General features: G+C 62.0%; 20 protein-coding genes. 11 read left to right on the forward strand and 9 right to left on the reverse strand.

What is annotated here, in order from left to right; all coding sequences use genetic code 11:
* Positions 1-15 precede the first annotated feature (15 nt).
* Positions 16-1,197 (forward strand): NAD(P)/FAD-dependent oxidoreductase, encoded by a 1,182-nt coding sequence (locus tag BT116_RS01860; RefSeq protein ID WP_072339526.1) that lies wholly within the window; start codon positions 16-18, stop codon positions 1,195-1,197.
* A 204-nt stretch (positions 1,198-1,401) separates the two neighbouring features.
* Positions 1,402-2,850: an aldehyde dehydrogenase family protein gene (locus BT116_RS01865; protein WP_072339528.1), complete on the forward strand. Its 1,449-nt coding sequence runs from the start codon at positions 1,402-1,404 to the stop codon at positions 2,848-2,850.
* Between the two features lie 5 nt (positions 2,851-2,855).
* Here BT116_RS01865 and BT116_RS01870 read toward each other — a convergent pair whose 3' ends face one another.
* The 3 genes from BT116_RS01870 to BT116_RS01880 form a co-directional block, all read right to left on the reverse strand.
* The gene (locus tag BT116_RS01870; RefSeq protein WP_072339530.1) at positions 2,856-3,248 is read right to left on the reverse strand and encodes a GFA family protein; all 393 of its coding nucleotides are present in this window, start codon (positions 3,246-3,248) and stop codon (positions 2,856-2,858) included.
* Between the two features lie 74 nt (positions 3,249-3,322).
* Positions 3,323-4,057 (reverse strand): CPBP family intramembrane glutamic endopeptidase, encoded by a 735-nt coding sequence (locus BT116_RS01875; protein WP_072339532.1) that lies wholly within the window; start codon positions 4,055-4,057, stop codon positions 3,323-3,325.
* On the reverse strand, positions 4,054-4,983 hold the full coding sequence (locus tag BT116_RS01880) for a LysR family transcriptional regulator (protein ID WP_072339534.1): 930 nt from the start codon (positions 4,981-4,983) through the stop codon (positions 4,054-4,056). The genes BT116_RS01875 and BT116_RS01880 overlap by 4 nt, the downstream gene beginning before the upstream one ends.
* A 132-nt stretch (positions 4,984-5,115) precedes the next feature.
* Between BT116_RS01880 and BT116_RS01885 the strand changes: the two genes are divergently transcribed.
* A complete protein-coding gene (locus BT116_RS01885) occupies positions 5,116-5,517 on the forward strand; it encodes a RidA family protein (protein WP_072339536.1) in 402 nt (133 codons plus the stop codon).
* Positions 5,518-5,571: 54 nt separating this feature from the next.
* On the opposite strand, the gene BT116_RS01890 is transcribed toward BT116_RS01885, so the two are convergent.
* From BT116_RS01890 to BT116_RS01905, 4 genes are all read right to left on the reverse strand, one after another.
* A complete protein-coding gene (locus BT116_RS01890) occupies positions 5,572-6,051 on the reverse strand; it encodes a VOC family protein (protein ID WP_072339538.1) in 480 nt (159 codons plus the stop codon).
* A 69-nt stretch (positions 6,052-6,120) separates the two neighbouring features.
* Positions 6,121-7,422, reverse strand: a complete 1,302-nt coding sequence (locus BT116_RS01895; protein ID WP_072339540.1) for an Nramp family divalent metal transporter — start codon at positions 7,420-7,422, stop codon at positions 6,121-6,123.
* Positions 7,423-7,574: 152 nt separating this feature from the next.
* Positions 7,575-7,811 carry a hypothetical protein gene (locus tag BT116_RS01900; RefSeq protein WP_072339542.1) on the reverse strand — a complete coding sequence of 79 codons (237 nt, stop codon included), beginning with the start codon at positions 7,809-7,811 and terminating at the stop codon, positions 7,575-7,577.
* Entirely contained in the window at positions 7,804-8,592 is a 789-nt protein-coding gene (locus BT116_RS01905; RefSeq protein WP_072339544.1) for an MlaA family lipoprotein, read from the reverse strand. The genes BT116_RS01900 and BT116_RS01905 overlap by 8 nt, the downstream gene beginning before the upstream one ends.
* A gap of 385 nt (positions 8,593-8,977) precedes the next feature.
* On the opposite strand from BT116_RS01905, the gene BT116_RS01910 reads away from it, so the two are divergent.
* From BT116_RS01910 to kefC, 4 genes are all read left to right on the forward strand, one after another.
* Positions 8,978-9,688, forward strand: a complete 711-nt coding sequence (locus BT116_RS01910) for a response regulator (RefSeq protein WP_072339546.1) — start codon at positions 8,978-8,980, stop codon at positions 9,686-9,688.
* Positions 9,685-11,031 carry an ATP-binding protein gene (locus BT116_RS01915; protein ID WP_072339548.1) on the forward strand — a complete coding sequence of 449 codons (1,347 nt, stop codon included), beginning with the start codon at positions 9,685-9,687 and terminating at the stop codon, positions 11,029-11,031. Before BT116_RS01910 ends, BT116_RS01915 begins: the two co-directional genes overlap by 4 nt.
* A 177-nt stretch (positions 11,032-11,208) precedes the next feature.
* Positions 11,209-11,730, forward strand: coding sequence for a glutathione-regulated potassium-efflux system oxidoreductase KefF (kefF, locus tag BT116_RS01920; RefSeq protein ID WP_072339549.1), 522 nt, complete (start codon positions 11,209-11,211; stop codon positions 11,728-11,730).
* Between the two features lies 1 nt (position 11,731).
* A complete protein-coding gene (gene kefC / locus BT116_RS01925; protein WP_072339551.1) occupies positions 11,732-13,558 on the forward strand; it encodes a glutathione-regulated potassium-efflux system protein KefC in 1,827 nt (608 codons plus the stop codon).
* Between the two features lie 6 nt (positions 13,559-13,564).
* Here the strand turns inward: kefC and BT116_RS30240 are convergent, their stop codons facing one another.
* Together BT116_RS30240 and BT116_RS01930 are read right to left on the reverse strand one after the other, a co-directional pair.
* A complete protein-coding gene (locus BT116_RS30240; RefSeq protein ID WP_256572523.1) occupies positions 13,565-13,702 on the reverse strand; it encodes a helix-turn-helix domain-containing protein in 138 nt (45 codons plus the stop codon).
* Positions 13,689-14,552 (reverse strand): aldo/keto reductase family oxidoreductase, encoded by an 864-nt coding sequence (locus BT116_RS01930; RefSeq protein ID WP_072339553.1) that lies wholly within the window; start codon positions 14,550-14,552, stop codon positions 13,689-13,691. The genes BT116_RS30240 and BT116_RS01930 overlap by 14 nt, the downstream gene beginning before the upstream one ends.
* Before the next feature lie 100 nt (positions 14,553-14,652).
* On the opposite strand from BT116_RS01930, the gene BT116_RS01935 reads away from it, so the two are divergent.
* The 4 genes from BT116_RS01935 to BT116_RS01950 all read left to right on the forward strand — a co-directional run bounded on the left by BT116_RS01935 (position 14,653) and on the right by BT116_RS01950 (position 17,809).
* Positions 14,653-15,606, forward strand: coding sequence for a LysR family transcriptional regulator (locus BT116_RS01935; RefSeq protein WP_072339555.1), 954 nt, complete (start codon positions 14,653-14,655; stop codon positions 15,604-15,606).
* 167 nt (positions 15,607-15,773) lie between these two features.
* Complete coding sequence (locus BT116_RS01940) at positions 15,774-16,457, forward strand: SOS response-associated peptidase family protein (RefSeq protein WP_072339557.1); 684 nt, start codon at positions 15,774-15,776, stop codon at positions 16,455-16,457.
* A 17-nt stretch (positions 16,458-16,474) separates the two neighbouring features.
* Positions 16,475-17,353, forward strand: coding sequence for an NmrA family NAD(P)-binding protein (locus tag BT116_RS01945; RefSeq protein WP_072339559.1), 879 nt, complete (start codon positions 16,475-16,477; stop codon positions 17,351-17,353).
* 75 nt (positions 17,354-17,428) lie between these two features.
* Positions 17,429-17,809, forward strand: coding sequence for a RidA family protein (locus BT116_RS01950; RefSeq protein WP_072339561.1), 381 nt, complete (start codon positions 17,429-17,431; stop codon positions 17,807-17,809).
* The last annotated feature ends 174 nt before the right edge of the window (positions 17,810-17,983 follow it).

Here is a 17,983-nt window from a genome sequence, read left to right on the forward strand (position 1 = left end):
TTTCGAGGGAATATCATGAAGCCAGAAAAAAGCGATGTATTGATTATCGGCGGCGGCATCATGGGGTCGGCGTCGGCGTTCTTTCTGCGCCAGCGTGGGCACTCGGTGACCCTGTTGGAACGCGATCTGATCGGCCAATACGCCAGTGGGGTGAATTTCGGCAACGTGCGACGCCAAGGGCGATTCCTCGGCCAACTGGAACTGTCGAATCGCTCGTACGGATTGTGGAAACGGCTCCCCGAGTTGATTGGCGATGACCTGGAGTTCATCCCCAGCGGCCATATGCGCGTTTGTTATCGCGAGGACGAAATCGCCGAGCTTGAAGCCTACGCCGCCGCCCCCGAAGCCCGGGAGCTGGACTTGCAGATCATCACTGGCAAGGCGTTGCACGCGCGTTTCCCGTTCCTCGGCGCGGAGGTCAAGGGCGGCTCGTACGCCCCGCACGACGGCCACGCCAACCCGCGCCTGGCAGCCCCCGCATTTGCACGCGCGGCGACACGGGCCGGGGCCAGCATCCGCGAGCGAACGGAAGTCGCCACAGTACGAAAGGAAAATGACCATTTCCACGTGACCACCACCGACGGCCAGCTATTCATCGCTGAGCAACTGCTGATCACGGCGGGCGCGTGGGGGGCGAAGCTGTCCGAGCAATTCGACGAAGCGGTGCCGTTACAAGCCAATGGCCCACAGATGTCGGTCACCGAACCTGTGCCCTATGCCTTGCCGACCGTGATCGGCGTGTTCACCAAGATCAAGGAAGAGGTGATTTACTTCCGGCAGATCCCCCGAGGCAATCTCATCATCGGCGGCGGCAACCGCTGCAAACCGGACATGATCAACCGTCGCGCCTACTTCAAGCCCGAGAGCCTGCTCAACCAGATGCAGCAGATGAGCCGCCTGCTGCCCGGGGTGGCGAACCTCAACATCATCCGGGTGTGGAGCGGCATCGAAAGCTATACGCCAGACTCGCTGCCGATCATGGGCCCAAGCGGCAAGGTCAAGGGGTTGTTCTATGCCTTTGGGTTCTGCGGGCATGGCTTCCAGCTCGGCCCGGGCGTCGGCGACGTCATGGCCGAGCTGATCAGCACCGGCAGCACCCGCACCCTGATCAGCCCCTTCGATATTCGCAGGTTCACCGAACCGACCGCCCTGACAATGCATGAGATGAGCACGCCCGGCACCGGCAGGCTCATTTGACACAAGCGACTGGGCGCCCTTTTTGCCCTGGACGGATGCTGCCACTTTTTTCGCGAAGTTAACCCGGCAGATACAGCAGATTCTTCTTTGCCAGGCTTGAGAACGGCATATCCCTTGCGGGCCGCTTTGTTAGTTTATCGAGAAGAAAACGGCCTCAGGATCTGTCGCCGGCAGTGCTATCACCGCTCTATGGGAGCCCGTTGGATGACCACCCCTTTTTTGAACACCTCGCCTACGTCCCAGCAGTTTTATATCAATGGTGAGTGGCTGCCTCCGGCATACCCGGCCACGCTGCCCGTGGTCAATCCTGCTACCGAGCAAGTCATTGCCGAGGTCGCCCGAGGGTCCGGCGAAGACGTTGACCGCGCCGTAGCGGCGGCTCGCGCAGCCTTTGCCGGCTGGTCTTCGACTGCGGTGGATGCCCGCGTGGCAATCCTGGGAAAGATCCATGCACTAATCCTTGAACGCAAAGAAGAACTGGCCCAGGCGCTCTCGCTGGAAATGGGCGCGGCCATTGGCTTCGCACGGGCCATGCAAGTGCCGCTGGCCGCCGAACACGTTCGGGTGGCCCGCGATGTGCTGTCCACTTACACCTTCCAGAAGATGGAGCATGGCACGGCCATTCAACGCGAACCCATTGGCGTCTGCGGCCTCATCACGCCGTGGAACTGGCCGCTGTACCAAATCACCGCCAAAGTCGCCCCAGCGATTGCCGCCGGATGCACGGTGGTGTTGAAACCCAGCGAACTGTCGCCCCTGAGCGCCCTGCTCTTCGCCCAACTGGTGCATGACGCAGGCCTGCCTGCCGGCGTCTTCAACCTGGTGAACGGCAGCGGTGCCGAGGTCGGCGCGGCCATGGCGGCGCATCCCGACATCGACCTGATCTCCATCACCGGCTCGAACCGCGCGGGCGCACTGGTGGCCCAGGCGGCCGCCCCTACGGTCAAGCGCGTTACCCAAGAGTTGGGCGGCAAGTCACCGAACGTGCTGTTGCCCGATACCGACTTCGCCAAGGCCGTACCGCCGGGCGTGATGTCGGCTTTTCGCAACGTCGGCCAGTCGTGCAGCGCACCAACCCGAATGATCGTGCCAAGGAATCGGCTGGCAGAAGTCGAGGCATTGGCTGCCGCCACCGCCAACGCGATCATCGTGGGCAATCCGCAACTGGAAGAAACCGTACTCGGTCCCATCGCCAACGAGGCCCAGTTCAATCGCGTGCAAGCCATGATTGAAGCCGGCATGAATGAAGGAGCCAAGCTTGTGTGCGGTGGCCCAGGACGCCCGGAGGGTCTTGAACAAGGCTTCTACACCCGCCCCACGGTTTTCTCGCAGGTCGACAGCGCCATGCGCATCGCCCAGGAAGAAATCTTCGGCCCGGTGCTGTGCATCATTGCCTATGACACGGTCGATGAAGCCGTCGCCATCGCCAACGACACCGTCTATGGGCTGGGGGCGCATGTCCAGGGTCAGGACCTTGATCTTGTGCGCGCCGTTGCGTCGCGTATTCGCGCAGGGCAAGTGCTGTTGAACTACCCGGCGTGGAACCCGATGGCACCGTTCGGTGGCTACAAGCGTTCGGGCAATGGTCGTGAGTATGGGGTTCACGGTTTCGAGGAGTATCTGGAGACCAAGGCGATTGTCGGCTTCGAATGAGCGCCCTACTCCTCAGCCCGCCCGGTGCCCTCGCGATCATGCGCGTAATGTCGGCTGAACGGAAACGCCGGCAACCAGGCCTCACGGCGCACGGTCCAGCTTTCGTAGGTGGGCATCAGTTGATCGGGGGCATCCAGCGTGCCGAGGTTCACTTCGATTTCATCGCCGGTACGGGCGAACACCGACGAGCCACAGCGAGGGCAGAAAAAGCGCCCGGCGTAATCCCGTGTTTCACCCTCGATCGTCACGGCATCCTGGGGGAACACGGCAGCCGCGTAGAACAACGCGCCGTGATGCTTGCGACAGTCGAGGCAGTGACAAAGGCCAACCCGATACGGACGGCCCGAGGCCTCGATACGCACGTTGCCGCATAGGCAACCGCCGGTGAATCGGTCCATGGTGGGTCTCCTCTGTCGTCGAGCGGTCGAGATACAACCTTCGACCGCGCCTGCCTGTTCCTGGTTTAACTCGTTTAACTCATCATCGGCACGGCGATCAGCAATATCGCCGTCCCATGGGTAGCGGTCGATGCCACGACGCCGTAGCGCATGCGAATGAGCCCGCAGGCCAGGCCCTCTATCAGCGTAAACAGCAACACGGGCCAACCGAGTGGGGTGACGCTCAAGGCGAGAAAAGCATGCAGCGCCGAAAACGCCACGGCACTGATCAGCGCTGCTCGCAAGGCGCTGGCGTGCAGTTCGAGGTAACCCTGCAGGAAACCACGAAACAACACTTCTTCCAGGGCGTTGGCCCCGTAGGCCAGCACCGTCATGCCGGGCAGCCAGGCCCAATAACCTGGAATCGCCGTTTCAGCCCCTTGATAAAGCCGCAGCGGCAGGCCGATCAGGCAGCCCACGGCGATGCCCAGGACCAGGCCAGCCAATCGATTGCCTTTGAATAGAACGACCAGTTGCCACAAGTCCGGCAACAGGCGCGCGCTCAACGCGACCAACAGCAGCGACGAAGCGCCCAACATCGCCAGGACGAACGGGTTGGCCAGAAAACCAATCTGCAGATCGCCGTTCAGGGACCACATGCCCAAGGGCGTCATCGCATCGCGCATCAACACGAATGCCAATAGCAAAATCACGATACGCAACGCTGTCTGGGTCTTGGGCGTCAACGCGAACCAGAGGCCGAAGAGCGCCAGGCCCGGCAGCAGATACAGGGTGTAGTCCAACAGTACAACGAGTCCTTCGGCGATCATTGCGCGCCTCCCTTGGCGTCAACCGGCGCATGTTGCGCCATCAGTTCCACAACCCAATCGATGAACACTCGCAGCTTGGCGCTGATGTGCCGGTTCGGAGGATAGGCCAAATACAGCGGCATCGGCTCGAGGTGCCAGTCTTCGAACAGCGGCACCAACTCACCCTGCGCTTCATGAGGCCTGGACATGTACTTGGGCAGCCAGAGCACCCCCAGCCCCGCCAAACCAGCCGCGAGGTAGGCGTTGCCGTCGTCGATGGCGAGCGAGTAACGCCCTTTGACGTGGAGCAGCTCACCGTCACGGCGCATGGCGTAGGGCAAGGATTTGCCGGTGCGTGCCCACAGGAAACCCACAGTGCGGTGGTGCGAATCTTCCAGTTCTCGCGGATGCGCGGGCAGGCCAAATCGTGCCAGGTAACTCGGGGCGGCGAAGACGCCGAGGGCGAGATCGCCAACGCGTCGGGCGACCAGCGACTGATCCCTCAACTCACCGCCGCGCACCACGCAATCGACGTTTTCATCGAGCATGTCGACGATGCGATCACTGACGCCCATGTCGATCTGGATGTCCGGGTATCGCGCGTAGAACGCCGGCAAGGCCGGTATCAGGATCATCGCGGCCAGCGGGCTCGGCACGTCCACACGCAGTCGCCCGCGAGGTAGCGCCTGGGCGCCGGACACGCTGGTCTCGGCATCGTCCATGTCGGCCAGCAGCCGGATCACCCGCTCGTAATAAACCGCGCCGTCGGCGGTGACGTTGACCTTGCGCGTGGTGCGGTTGAGCAACTTGACCCGCAACCGTGCCTCGAGCTGCTGCACCAATTGGGTCACGGTGGTTTTGCTCATGTGCAGGGTTTCAGCCGCCTTGGTGAAGCTGCCCGCCTCCACGACTCGAACGAACGCTTGCATCGCATCAAAACGATCCATCTGTGCCTCGGGTGTCGATCCGATTGTTTGGATTCTACAAACAGTGATCGCCAAGGTTGCTCGTTTATCGCCAGGACACAAGCCCCTAGAGTGAGTTCAACGTTTGGAACCCACTCTTTGATGGAGATACTCATGACACAGCGCGACGTGGTTTTCCCGCCTGGACGCCAGGCACTCTATGATCGCAATCGCTATTCGCCGGCGATTCGTTCCAATGGTTTCCTGTTCGTCTCGGGACAGGTCGGCAGCACCGTCGACGGTTCGCCGGAACCTGACCTGGAAGCTCAGGTGCGGCTGGCGTTCAACAACCTGAAGGCGATCCTCGCCGCGGCCGATTGCAGCTTTGACGATGTGGTGGATGTGACGGTGTTCATGGTCGATCCCGAATCGACCTTCGAGCGGGTCTGGAGCGTCGTGCCCGAGTTCTGGGGCAGCGCGCCGCATCCGACACTGACGGCGGTGGGCGTGACGTGGTTGTATGGTTTTCAGTTCGAGATCAAGGTGATTGCCAGGTTGCCTGAGGCCACCCCGTAATATCGAGTGTGGGAGCGAGCTCGCTCCCACAAGGGGATGAAAGCGCTACGTCGGCTAGCCTTTCACCGCCGCTTCAATCGCCGCGATGTCGATCTTGGTCATTGTCATCATGGCCTCGAAGGCCCGCTTGGCGACGGCCTTGTCAGGACTGGCGACCGCTTCAAGCAACACACGCGGGCTGATCTGCCACGACAAGCCCCACTTGTCCTTGCACCAGCCACACTCGCTGGCCTGGCCGCCGTTGTCGATGATCGCGTTCCACAAGCGGTCCGTTTCGGCCTGGTCTTCAGTTGCAATCTGGAATGAAAAGGCCTCGCTGTGCTTGAACACCGGGCCGCCGTTGAGGCCGATGCAAGGGATGCCGATCACCGTGAACTCCACCGTGATCACGTCACCCTGCTTGCCCGACGGATAATCGCCCGGGGCATGATGGATAGCACTCACCGCACTGTCGGGAAAAGTTTTCGCGTAGAACTCTGCCGCTTCCTGGGCGGTGCCGTCGTACCAGAGACAAATCCTGTTTTTATGGTTCATTCCGGTTCTCCGAAAGGGACTGGACGATAAAGTCTAGCAGCCCCTCCGAAAGCTACAGATGACCTGCCCTCAGATGAACAGATCAACCCCCAACTGGAACGCAACCCACAACGCCAGGCCTGTGGCAAACATCAACGCGATGTTCTCGAACAGGTTGTTGCGGTACTCCTTGCCCAGCAGGGACTTCTGGTTGGACATGATCAGCAGGCCCAGGGAAATCACCGGCAAGCCGATGATGTTCAGCGCATTGACGCCGATGGTCAGCGTGACGAAGTCCGGCATGCCGGGAAGCGACCAGATCAATGGTGTCACGAGGATGAACAGCATGAACCATTTGTGCATCGGGTCACGGTGGAACTCTTTGCCGTAACGCTCCCGGCGCTCGGGCCGTACGTGCTGGAAGGCGTCGGTGATGAGCATCGGGAACGCCGTGGTCTTGCCGGATATGCTGGCGAACAGCGTGGCAAACACACCGATAAAGAACACGTACCAACCGATCGAACCGAAGAACATTTCCAAGGCCTTGCCCAAATCGCCCAGGGTTTTGACCTCGATGCCGTTGGGTCGCAGGATTTCCGCACCGACGATCCAGATGGCCAGGTTGATGACGATACCGACAAACACCGCAAACAGCAGGTCGTTACGCTGGATACGCTTGTGTTCCGGCCCCACCCAGCCCTTCTGGCGCATGACATACGGATGAACGAAGTTGGCGATGGAACCGGCCACCGCACCGATCACCGAGACGGCCACCAGCAACGCACCGTGCACCCCTTCATCGGGCGGGATACTGAAGCCGATGGTGCCTCTGACGATGCCGGCGACATCCGGGCCGGACATCACCGCCAGGGCCAGGAACGCCAGCGTCATGATCGCCAGCAGTCCTTTCATCACGCCTTCAATCATCGAATAGATATTGCGCCCGACAAGCATCCACACCGCCAACACCACTGCCACCGAACACAGCAGTGGATAGTCGACCTTGAGCAACATGGCCAAGGCCTCGCCAGCCCCCTTGATCATGTAAGCGTTCATCAAGTGCCCCATGAGCAACGCATACACCAACAGGAACCAGGCGAAAAACGGATTGAGCTGGGCATAGCCTTGCAGGATGGTCATGCCCTGGTTATTGCAGAGCTGGAAGCGCGCGATGATGTTGACGATCAGGTAACGCAGCAGCAGAGAGACCGCCAGTACCCACATCATCGCGTAGCCATAATTCGCGCCGGCCACGGATGAAGTGATCAAGTCGCCTGCGCCCAGCCAGGAAAGGACCGCGATGATGCCGGGGCCGAGAAGCTTGAGCAGGCGTACGAAACGGCCTTGCGTGGACGCCGCAGCCTGGCCTTCAGCGGAAGGAATGCTCGTCATGGATGGAATCTCCGTTATTTTTTTTGTGAGAATCGGCCACAGTCGAACATATTAGATACGACGTCGTACAACCATTATTGATGCGTAATTATGTAGAAATGTTTCATGGTATCCGCTCCCAAGAGACCGTTGTATTCACGAGCAAATTGCCACTAACCCCTTACCTGCTCGCCGTTATCGACCATCCAGCGCACCATCCTCGCCAACGGCACCCGATGCTGCTGGATGGCGCACCAACTGACGTGCTCATGGCGATACAACTCGACATAACGCTTGAGCAGCACGTGGCGGCCATCCTCGGCCAACCGCAGTTCAACCTCACGGCAATGCAGCACATCCGGATCGAGCGTGCGCATTCGCCGATGCAGGACCAACACCTCGCTACTCATCAGCAGCGGCTCCGTCCTGGCATTGCGGACGGTCCTGCACTACCGCCCCCCACTTCCCTTGCGCGACAAAATCGGCACGCCGCTGCGCCGTTGCATCGCGAAGCGCCGCATAGTAATCCGCCTGGGCCTGCAACTGGTCGGTCAGCGGCAATGCCTCGGCGCGGCCATCGACAACGCCGCCGACGGTGTTGATCGTACCCAGGGTGTCGACGGTGCTGCTGTTGTCGCCAAACGGGTCGACGGCAAAACTCAGCACTTTGCCCGACGCGTCCCTCAGGTTGGCGCTGCCCAGCAACGGCAGTTCCACGATCGGTCCGGGGGCGACGTTCCAGACGCCGAAGGTCTGGCCGAAATCGGCCTTATGGCGCTCGATGCCCAACTTGCCCGACACGTCGATCAGCCCGACGATGCCCGCCGTGGTGTTGATGACGAACCGCCCCAGTGTGTTGACCGAGCGTTGTGCATTGCCTTGCAGCAGGTCGTTGATAAACACCTTGGGCTCACCGAAGTTCGCCACGAAGTTGTGGACGCCGGCCTGGAACATCTCCGGCAACTTGAGGTAACCACGGGCGACCGGGGCCAGCACATAGTCATCCACGGTCCGGTTGAACGCGAAGATACCGCGGTTGACCGGTTCTGCGGGATCGTGAACGGTATAGGCCGCGCGCTCACACACGCCCGGTTTTGCAGCAGGCGTGCTGGAGCAACCACTGGCGAATGCCGTCAATACAACCACAACGGTGGATCGAACAAGCAACGGAGCGGGTCTGGTGATCGGCATACAGGGTGATCTCGGCGAGGAATGGAGGTGATACCGATCAGCTAAAGAAACGGACCCTGACACAACTCTTGTGGCGAGGGGATTTATCCCCGCTGGGTTGCGAAGCGACCCTCATACCAGACATCCCAGTGTGTCTGGTTCATTGAGTCGACAGTTTTGGGGCTGCTTCGCAGCCCAACAGGGAAAAATCCCCTCGCCACAGGTTCTGTGTGGGACCGGCTATCTTTTGCTGACTGACATCGGGGCGATCCTGCCGCTGTTTCTTTGCCTGGAGATTTCCAGAATATTGCCCGTCGGCAACTTTATTGCCGGATTGAAATATATGACGCAGGCCCTGGATTGCCCCTAGTATCGCCTCCTGTATTCATTACCCTGCGTGCCCGCCGTGAGCCATTTATTACTGGTGGACGACGACCTCGAAGTCCTCGCCCTCTTGCGCAAGTTCCTCCAACAACATGGCTACAGCGTGGAGGTGGCCGCCGACGGCAACGCCCTGTGGCAGGCGGTGCAGCGTCGGGTGCCGGACCTCGTCATCCTCGACGTCATGCTGCCGGGCGACAATGGGCTGGTGCTTTGCCAACGACTGCGGGCCGAGCACACGGTCGGCATCATCATGCTCACCGCCATGGGCGAATTGAGTGATCGCGTCGTCGGCCTGGAGCTGGGGGCGGACGATTACCTGACCAAGCCCTTCGACGCCCGGGAACTGTTGGCCCGGGTGCGAGCCGTTCTGCGGCGCACCGGTGAAGCCAGGGGCGCGTCAAGCGACGCCTCCCGGCCAATCCTGGAGTTCGAGAACTGGCAACTGGACGTTACCCGGCGCGAACTGCGCTCACCGGACAAGGTCATGATCCCGCTGTCCGCCGGCGAGTTCGAACTGCTACTGGTGTTTGCCGAACACCCGCGCCGGGTGCTGACGCGCCAGCAGTTGCTGGACCTGGCCCGCGGCGAAACCTTCGAGGCGTTTGACCGCAGCATCGATGTCCAGGTCAGCCGCTTGCGGCGCAAGTTGGAGACCGACATCACCGGGGCGTCGATGATCCGCACCGTGCGCAACAGCGGCTACCTCTTTAGCCCTCACGTGGTGAAGCGATGAAACCCTCGCGCTCGGGCTCCCAACGTCCACGGGACACGGTAGCGCGCTGGATCGCCCTGACCACCATGCTCGCCATGCTGACCTTGTTGGCTCTCAATGAGCTGTTCAGCCTGCTGGCCGGTGCCTGGGCGCGCCCTCCCCTGATGGAAACCGGCCTGATGGAAAAGGCCGCCGCCATCACCCGCATCATTGACTCGGTCGCCCCCGCACAACGCCCCGCGATTGCCAGGGCCGCCAGCGACCAGGCGTTCAACGCACAATGGCTGCAACGGCATGAAGACGCGCGGTTGCCGGTGATCGACGACCCGGAGTTCAGTGAAGGTTCGGCGCTCCTGCGCCAGCAATTGGGCCGGCCGGACGCCCGGATCGAAGCCTACGAACCGGGCGACTGGCCGGCCGACCAACCGGATGCACGCTACGCGGTGATCATCGAATTGGCCGACCATTCGTGGGTGATCTTCTCCGTGCCGTCGCGCAGTTGGGGGCTGGGCGAATGGGCACGCAACGGGATCATCATTGCGCTGATCCTGCTCTCGACGTTGATCGTCGCGCTGATCGCCACCCGGCACCTGGCCGCCCCACTGGAACGTTTCGCCAAGGGCGCCCGGCGCTTTGGCGTCGACCACCAGGCGCCACCGATTCCGGTCATCGGCCCCCACGAAATCCGCCAGGCGATCCTCGCGTTCAATGCCATGCAGGCCCAGCTCAAGCACTTCCTGCAGGACCGCACGCAGATGCTCGCCGCCATCTCCCATGACTTGCGCGCGCCGTTGACCCGCATGCGCCTGCGTGGGGAGTTCATTGAGGATGCCGAACAGCAATCGCGCTTGTTCAGGGACGTGGACGAAATGCAGGCGATGGTCAACTCGGCCCTGGAGTTCTTCCGCGACGATGCCCGGCTCGAACACGCCACCGCGTTCGACCTGGCTGAGCTGCTGCACACCATCGTCGATGACCTCAAGGACGCCGGCACCGAGGTTGGGTTCGAAGGTACCCAGCGCTTGGTGTATGTCGGTCGGCCCATCGGCATCAAACGCGCCTTGGTCAACCTGATCGACAACGCGATCAAATATGGCGGCCAGCCGACGGTTCGACTCCAAGCCGAGCCCCACCGTGTGGACATTCGCATCCTGGACCGAGGGCCGGGCATCGACGCCCAATACCTTGAGCAGGTCTTCACGCCGTTCTTTCGCATCGAAGGTTCTCGCAACAAGCACACTGGCGGCGTCGGGCTGGGCCTGTCGGCGGCCCGGGCGACGGTGCTGGAGCATGGCGGCACGCTGACCCTGCGCAATCGAAAAGGCGGCGGATTGGAGGCCAGGGTCTCGCTGCCGCTTGACTGAAGTGCCCGATGTACCGATCCGCGCTAAACAATCAGCGCCTTCCTCGGTAGGATGTCCGGTTTTTCCGGCCTGGGCCCTGTTCCGGGAAGGCACTCTTGTTTGTATCGCTCGACTCAATGCCATCGTTCGCGCTCACGACAGACAGGAATCGACGGAGCCAAACCAAGGAATTCACCGATGATTCTTATCATTTACGCGCACCCCTACCCCGACAAATCGCGGGTCAACCAGCAGATGCTCAAGCGAGTGTCGACCAACCCGGACGTGGTCATACGTTCGCTCTATGGGCTTTATCCCGACTTCGATATCGACGTCGAGGCGGAACAGCGTGCGGTGGAACAAGCAGAGCTGGTCGTCCTCCAGCACCCGATGTACTGGTACAGCTCCCCGCCCCTGCTGAAACTGTGGATCGATAAAGTCTTCACCCACGGCTGGGCCTATGGCAAAGGCGCCGCGGCGCTCAAGGACAAGTCCCTGCTGTGGGCCGTGTCCACCGGTGGCGATCAGGGGCATTTCCAGATCGGCGGCTACCCAGGCTTTGCCGCACTGGCCCAACCGCTCCACGCCACGGCCATCTATTGCGGCATGCGCTGGCTGGAGCCGGTCGTCGTGCATGGCGCCTATGCCGCCGAAGCGGATGCCCAACACGCCCAAATCGAACACTATGCCGCTCGCCTGGCCGCCTGGAAGGAAGATTGAAGTGGAAACTCACAGCCTGATTGAAATGCTCATCTACCTGGCCTCGGCGACGCTGATCGTACCCATTGCCGTTCGATTTGGCCTGGGCCCGGTGTTGGGTTATCTACTGGCCGGGTGCATCATCGGCCCGTGGGGGCTGAAGCTGATTACCGATGTAAAAGCCATCCTGGAGTTCGCTGAAATCGGCGTGGTGCTGATGCTGTTCATCATCGGCCTTGAGCTCGACCCCAAACGGCTCTGGGCTCTGCGCAAGATGGTGTTCGGTGGTGGCGCCCTGCAGATGCTCGCCTGTGGCGCTGCCATTGGCTTGTTCTGCACGGCCCTTGGCCTGAGCTGGACGGCAGCGCTGCTGGTCGGCCTGACCCTGAGCCTGTCCTCCACGGCCATCGCCATGCAGGCGATGAACGAACGCAACCTGACCGCCACCGCGGTCGGGCGCAGCAGCTTTGCCGTGCTGCTGTTCCAGGACATCGCGGCCATTCCGCTGGTGGCGATGATCCCGTTGTTGTCGGCCCACGGCGACACGCCTTCGGGCATGGCGCTGTTGCTATCGATTGGCAAAATCGTCGCCGCCATCGCCATCGTCGTGCTGTTGGGGCGCTACGTGACGCGACCGCTGTTGCGCTTCGCCGCGCGGTCAGGCTTGCGCGAGATCTTCAGTGCCGTGGCGCTTTTCCTGGTGTTCGGTTTCGGCTTTCTGCTGGAGGAAGCCGGTTTATCGATGGCCATGGGCGCGTTCCTCGCCGGCGTGCTGCTGGCCAGCTCCGAATACCGCCATGCCCTGGAAAGCGACATCGAACCGTTCAAAGGCCTGTTGTTGGGCCTGTTCTTCATCGGTGTCGGCATGTCGATCGATTTCGGCACCCTGATCAACGCACCGCTGAAAGTCGTCACCCTGACCCTGGGCTTCATCCTGATCAAGCTGCTGGTGATCAAGATGGCGGGCCGGTTCCTCAACGTCCCCGCCGGCCAGCGCTCCTGGCAGGCGGTGTTGCTGGGCCAGGGCAGCGAATTCGCCTTCGTGGTGTTTGGCGCGGCGACCGTGGCCGGCATCTTGACCGATCAATGGGGCAAGAGCCTGACCCTGGCGGTGGCCCTGTCCATGTGCCTGACGCCGTTGCTGATCGTGTTGCTGGATCGGTTCGAGTCCGTCGCCAAGAAAAACAAACGCGAATCCGACCTCGTCGACCAGCAGAATCCACGGGTGATCATCGCCGGATTCGGGCGTTTCGGGCAGATCGCCGGACGCCTGCTGATGTCTTGCGGCGTCGAGGTGGTGGTATTGGATCACGACCCTGACAACATCGAGACGCTGCGTAAATTCGGCGTGAAAGTCTTTTATGGCGATGCCACGCGCCTTGATCTGCTGCACGCAGCCGGCGCGGCCCAAGCGGTGGTGCTGATCAATGCGATCGACAATCAGGAAGACAACCTGACGCTGACCCGGCTGGCCCAGGAGCACTTCCCCGCGTTGCAGTTGATCGTGCGGGCGCGGGACATGGGCCACCTCATCACCCTTCGGCAGATGGGCGTGGAGGCGGCCGAGCGGGAAACCTTCGAGAGCGCGCTGGCATTGGGTCGCAGTGCACTGGAGCACATGGGCGTCGGGGCTTACGAAGCGCGTGAGCGGGCGGATCAGTTCCGCCGGCTGAACCTCAAGATGCTGGAGGAGATCGTCGCCCAGCCGGAAGACGACCTCAAGTTCCGCCACGATGCCTATCGGCGCGCCAATGCGCTGCTCACGGACATGTTCAACGAAGACCGTGCCCGCCCCGTCGACAACTGGCAGGAACACCATCGCAACGAAACCGACAAGACGCCGGGTTGACCGGCGTCATACCCGCCGGTATTGCACCGGCGTCAGCCCGGTCGGCGCCTTGAACATACGCTGCCAGTTCGAGCGGCTGCTGGAACCCAACTCAGCAACGATGCTGTCGAGACGTTGGTCTTGCAGGCCACTAAACCAATGCATCCAGCTCGGCGAGCATCGGCGCAGGGATCTTCAGCTCACTCGCCGTGAGGTTTTCCCGCAGGTGCGTCAGGGACGATGTACCGGGAATCAGCAGCAGATTCGGCGCACGTTGCAGCAACCACGCCAGGGCCACGCACAGCGGTGACGCCTGCAAGCGCGCCGCCACGCTGGAAAGGGTTTCCGACTGAAGCGGTGTGAAGCCGCCCAAGGGGAAGAACGGCACGTAGGCGATGCCCTGCCGGCCCAGGTCGGCGATAAGGTGTTCGTCGTCGCGATGGGTCAGGTTGTAGTGGTTCTGCACGCAGACCACCTGGGCAATGCCTTGGGCCTGCTTGACCTGCGCGGCCGTGACATTGCTCAGCCCCAGGTGACGGATGAGGCCCTGGCGCTGCAGCTCGGCCAGCGTCGTGAACGATTCCTCAATGGAATCTTCCGTGGGCGAATGCAGGTCGCCCCACACCCGCAGGTTGACCACATCCAGGACCTCCACACCCAGGTTGCGCAGATTGTCGTGGACCGCCCGGGTCAGCTCGGCGGGGCTGTGGGCCGGGTTCCAGGACGCATCGGCACCGCGCACGGCACCGACCTTGGTCACGATGACCAAGTCCTGGGCATAAGGGTGCAGCGCTTCACGGATCAGTTGGTTGGTGACATGGGGCCCGTAGAAATCGGCGGTGTCGATGTGGTTGACCCCGCTCGCCAATGCTTCGCGCAGCACGGCGATGGCGACCGCCGGGTCTTTGGGTGGCCCGAAGACCTGGGGCCCCGCCAGCTGCATCGCGCCATAGCCCATGCGATTGACCGTGCGATCGCCCAGTAAAAAGCTGCCTGCCTTGCCTGCAATGTTCATCTCGTCGCCCTCGGTTCAATGTGAGTGAGCCGACTATAGGCGTTGACCATTCTCCTGATAATCAGGTGCAATCAGCACAGGTTGTACGGCGCAGAGAACAATGACGACGGATATTCAAGACTTGTTGGCCTTCGTGGCCGTGGTCAATGCGAAAGGCTTTCGTGAAGGCGCGCGGCTGAGCGGCAAGTCTGCCTCAAGCCTGAGCGACGCCGTACGCCGGATGGAAAGCCGGCTCGGCGTACGCCTGCTCAATCGCACCACCCGCAGCGTGGTACCGACCGAGGCCGGTGCCCGGTTGATGGAACGCATCGTCCCGGCCCTGGGCGAGGTCGAGGCGGCCATGGACGTGGTCAACGACTTTCGCGACCGTCCTTCGGGCACCCTCAGACTGAACGTGCCGGTCAGCGCGGCCCGGCTGGTGTTGCCGGCGATTATCACGCCGTTCCTGAAAAGCTATCCCGACATCCGCCTGGAAGTGGTCACCGAAGAGAGCTTCGTCGACATGCTCGCGGCCGGCTGCGACGCGGGCATTCGCTACGACGAGCGCCTGGAGCAGGACATGATCGCCATCCCCATCGGCCCACGGTTCCAGCGCTTCGCCACGGCCGCCGCCCCGGCATACCTCGATGCCCGAGGCAGGCCGGAACATCCCAGAGACCTGCTGGAACACGCGTGCCTGCGGGGCAAGTTCCCCAGCGGCGCCCTGCCGCTGTGGGAGTATGAGCGCGGCGGCGAAACCATCAGCGTCGACCCGAGCGGCCCGTTGATCACGCGCATTGGCGGTGCGGTGGACCTGTCGGTGCAAGCCGCTGTAGACGGTCTGGGCATCGTCTACCTGTTCGAAGATTGGTTACGACCCTACCTGGACAGCGGCGCCCTCGAGCCGGTACTCGAACCCTGGTGGCAACGCTTTACCGGCCCATTTCTCTACTACCCCGGCCGCCGCTACCTGCCCTCGCCATTGAGGGCTTTCGTGGACTTCATCAACGCACAACAGTGTGGGAGCGAGCTTGCTCGCGAAGGCATCGGCACAGCCAACCTCTCTGCAAACTGACACACCGCCCGCTCGTCTCCCCGCCGCAAGGATTTTCGAACCAAGCCATTCGCCACGGCTCGGACCTACATGACACTGCTGAAAGCTATGCTGACGCGCTTCGACGTCACGGCTTGAACAGCGGCTGGATCAAGGCTTCTTTGCGTTCACTGCCGGGAGTTTTCGTTATGTGTGACAGTCTTGTTCAACACGTTTCTTCAAAAGACTCCCTGGCGTATTTCGCCCAGCGAGACACGCCCGGCAGCCGCTTCGGTGCAAGCGTGACGCCCTTGGACCTGTACGTGACAACGCCGCCCAAGGTCCAGGAGCGCCAGAGTCTGATCAAGCCAAACATGCAGGTCAGCGCCCTTCGTCGTCGCGGTGGGCATTTGGAATGCATCAAGGTTCGCTGGGGTTGGTCGCCCATCTGGTCGGTCGGGACGATGCCGCCCCTGACCCATCTACCCTTGCATCTGGTGATGCGCTCCAAGGTCTTCGACCCCATCAAGCACGAAGGCCGCGTATTGGTTCCCGTGGAGGGTTGGTATGAGTCACAAGCCCCCGCCTCGCCCTCCCAGGCGCAACGCCGCACCTACACGACCGCCCGGCAGTCGGCCCCGATTTTCCTGGCTGCCCTGGCCCAGGCCAGCGAGACCCCGTTTGGCTGTGACGGCCTGGCCCTGGTGACGTATGGCGACATCGCCAGCCAGCAGCAGCGGGTACTGGCCTTCAGTGCCGAAGATGCGCTCGACTGGCTGGAGCCCGCCCTGGGATGGGAACAGGCACAACAGCTGGCCGCACGCCTGAACGGCGCGCAACCGCCCCTTGAACCGGCACTGACAACCCACCGTCCGGCCCAGGGCGGACTTTGACTTCGGGAGATAAAGCCATGTACGTGATAATGGGCGCCACAGGTCACGTTGGCTCGGCCACGGGCCGCGCCTTGCTGGCGCCAGGGCATGCCGTGATTATCATGACCCGCAACGCCTCCCACGCCACTGAATGGCGGGCCAGGGGCGCTCAAATCGTCGAAGCGGACGCCGAAAACGTCGAGTCGTTGCGCGCAGCGTTTCGGCTCGGGCGCAGGGCGTTCATTCTCAACCCGCCGGCGGCTCCCAGTACCGATACCGATACGGTGGAACGGCGCACGGTCGCCAACATCCTGGCCGCCCTCGACGGATCGGGTCTTGAGAAAATTGTCGTGCAATCCACCGCCGGCGCCCAGCCTGGCAGGCGTATCGGCGATCTCAGCGTGTTGTGGGAATTGGAAGAAGGGCTGCGTAACCAGTCGATCCCGGCGGCGATCAATCGCGGCGCTTATTACATGAGCAACTGGGACAGCCTGCTCGATACCGTCCGCGAGACCGGCAAGCTGCCGACGCTGTTTCCAGCCGACCTGGCCTTCCCCATGGTTGCGCCTCGGGACCTGGGCGAAGTGGCGGCCGCGCGGTTGCTATCGTCGGTGGATGACATTGGCGTGCGTAACGTGCAGGGGCCTGGCCTGTACTCGCCCAACGATGTGGCGCAGGCTTTTTCCCAGGCGCTCGGCCGACCGGTCAAGGTACACGTGATACCCAGGGACCGATGGGAAAGCACCTTCCAGAGCCTCGGCTTCAGCCCCGCTGCGGCGCAATCCTATGCGCGCATGAGCGCCGTCAGCCTAGACAGCGGCTTCGACGTGGGCGACGACGCCTTGCACGGCACCATGACGCTCGAGGCCTACATCCAGGCACTGGTGCAAAACAACGGGCTGGGGGCGCACGGATAAAGGGATGCAGGAACGGCGCGGCAATGAACGGTAAACTGCGGCGCTCCTTTTTCTTTTTCCAGCATGAGGCTTTGCATGAGCAACCCAGACATCACGTTTATTCCAGATCCGGATGCGGACTCCATTTCCTCCGACGTCGCCGGTTTCGGCGGCCTGCTGGTTTCCACGCAAATCCCCACCCACGCCGACGGCAGCCTGGAACTGGGCGACATCACCCTGCAGAGCGAATGCACGCTGCAAGCCCTCAAGACCGCCCTGGAAGGCGCCGGCAGTTCCATGGACCGGGTCCTGCACCTGACCATCTACCTGACCGACATGGCCGACCGCGCCGCGTTCAACGAGGTCTACAAACGCTTCTTCGCCAAGCCTTGGCCGGTTCGCGCGGCGGTGGGTGTGGCGGGGCTGGCGGTTGAAGGCATGAAAGTGGAAGTGACGGCGATGGCGGCGAAGGGCTGAACTGACCACCTCCCAACAGACACGACTCCTTTGTGGCGAGGGGATTTATCCCCGCTGGACTGCGCAGCAGCCCCAAAGAAGCTGATAGAGATCAACCTGATTCACCGAGGTGACTGATGTTGGGGCTGCTTCGCAGCCCAGCGGGGATAAATCCCCTCGCCACAAGGTGTGTTC

The sequence above is a fragment of the Pseudomonas sp. NFACC16-2 genome, assembly GCF_900119205.1.
Taxonomy (GTDB): Bacteria; Pseudomonadota; Gammaproteobacteria; order Pseudomonadales; family Pseudomonadaceae; genus Aquipseudomonas; species Aquipseudomonas fluorescens_Q.

Excerpts from the sequence above, each read along its gene's own strand:
- BT116_RS01935 (WP_072339555.1), top strand. The coding sequence starts at position 14,653 with ATGACGACGGATATTCAAGACTTGTTGGCCTTCGTGGCCGTGGTCAAT.
- BT116_RS01930 (WP_072339553.1), bottom strand. The coding sequence starts at position 14,552 with ATGAACATTGCAGGCAAGGCAGGCAGCTTTTTACTGGGCGATCGCACG.
- BT116_RS01860 (WP_072339526.1), top strand. The coding sequence starts at position 16 with ATGAAGCCAGAAAAAAGCGATGTATTGATTATCGGCGGCGGCATCATG.
- BT116_RS01915 (WP_072339548.1), top strand. The coding sequence starts at position 9,685 with ATGAAACCCTCGCGCTCGGGCTCCCAACGTCCACGGGACACGGTAGCG.
- BT116_RS01900 (WP_072339542.1), bottom strand. The coding sequence starts at position 7,811 with ATGAGTAGCGAGGTGTTGGTCCTGCATCGGCGAATGCGCACGCTCGAT.
- BT116_RS01895 (WP_072339540.1), bottom strand. The coding sequence starts at position 7,422 with ATGACGAGCATTCCTTCCGCTGAAGGCCAGGCTGCGGCGTCCACGCAA.
- BT116_RS01870 (WP_072339530.1), bottom strand. The coding sequence starts at position 3,248 with ATGGACCGATTCACCGGCGGTTGCCTATGCGGCAACGTGCGTATCGAG.
- kefF (WP_072339549.1), top strand. The coding sequence starts at position 11,209 with ATGATTCTTATCATTTACGCGCACCCCTACCCCGACAAATCGCGGGTC.
- BT116_RS01940 (WP_072339557.1), top strand. The coding sequence starts at position 15,774 with ATGTGTGACAGTCTTGTTCAACACGTTTCTTCAAAAGACTCCCTGGCG.
- BT116_RS01875 (WP_072339532.1), bottom strand. The coding sequence starts at position 4,057 with ATGATCGCCGAAGGACTCGTTGTACTGTTGGACTACACCCTGTATCTG.
- BT116_RS01905 (WP_072339544.1), bottom strand. The coding sequence starts at position 8,592 with ATGCCGATCACCAGACCCGCTCCGTTGCTTGTTCGATCCACCGTTGTG.
- BT116_RS01950 (WP_072339561.1), top strand. The coding sequence starts at position 17,429 with ATGAGCAACCCAGACATCACGTTTATTCCAGATCCGGATGCGGACTCC.
- BT116_RS30240 (WP_256572523.1), bottom strand. The coding sequence starts at position 13,702 with ATGCATTGGTTTAGTGGCCTGCAAGACCAACGTCTCGACAGCATCGTT.
- BT116_RS01885 (WP_072339536.1), top strand. The coding sequence starts at position 5,116 with ATGACACAGCGCGACGTGGTTTTCCCGCCTGGACGCCAGGCACTCTAT.
- BT116_RS01945 (WP_072339559.1), top strand. The coding sequence starts at position 16,475 with ATGTACGTGATAATGGGCGCCACAGGTCACGTTGGCTCGGCCACGGGC.
- BT116_RS01865 (WP_072339528.1), top strand. The coding sequence starts at position 1,402 with ATGACCACCCCTTTTTTGAACACCTCGCCTACGTCCCAGCAGTTTTAT.
- BT116_RS01890 (WP_072339538.1), bottom strand. The coding sequence starts at position 6,051 with ATGAACCATAAAAACAGGATTTGTCTCTGGTACGACGGCACCGCCCAG.
- BT116_RS01880 (WP_072339534.1), bottom strand. The coding sequence starts at position 4,983 with ATGGATCGTTTTGATGCGATGCAAGCGTTCGTTCGAGTCGTGGAGGCG.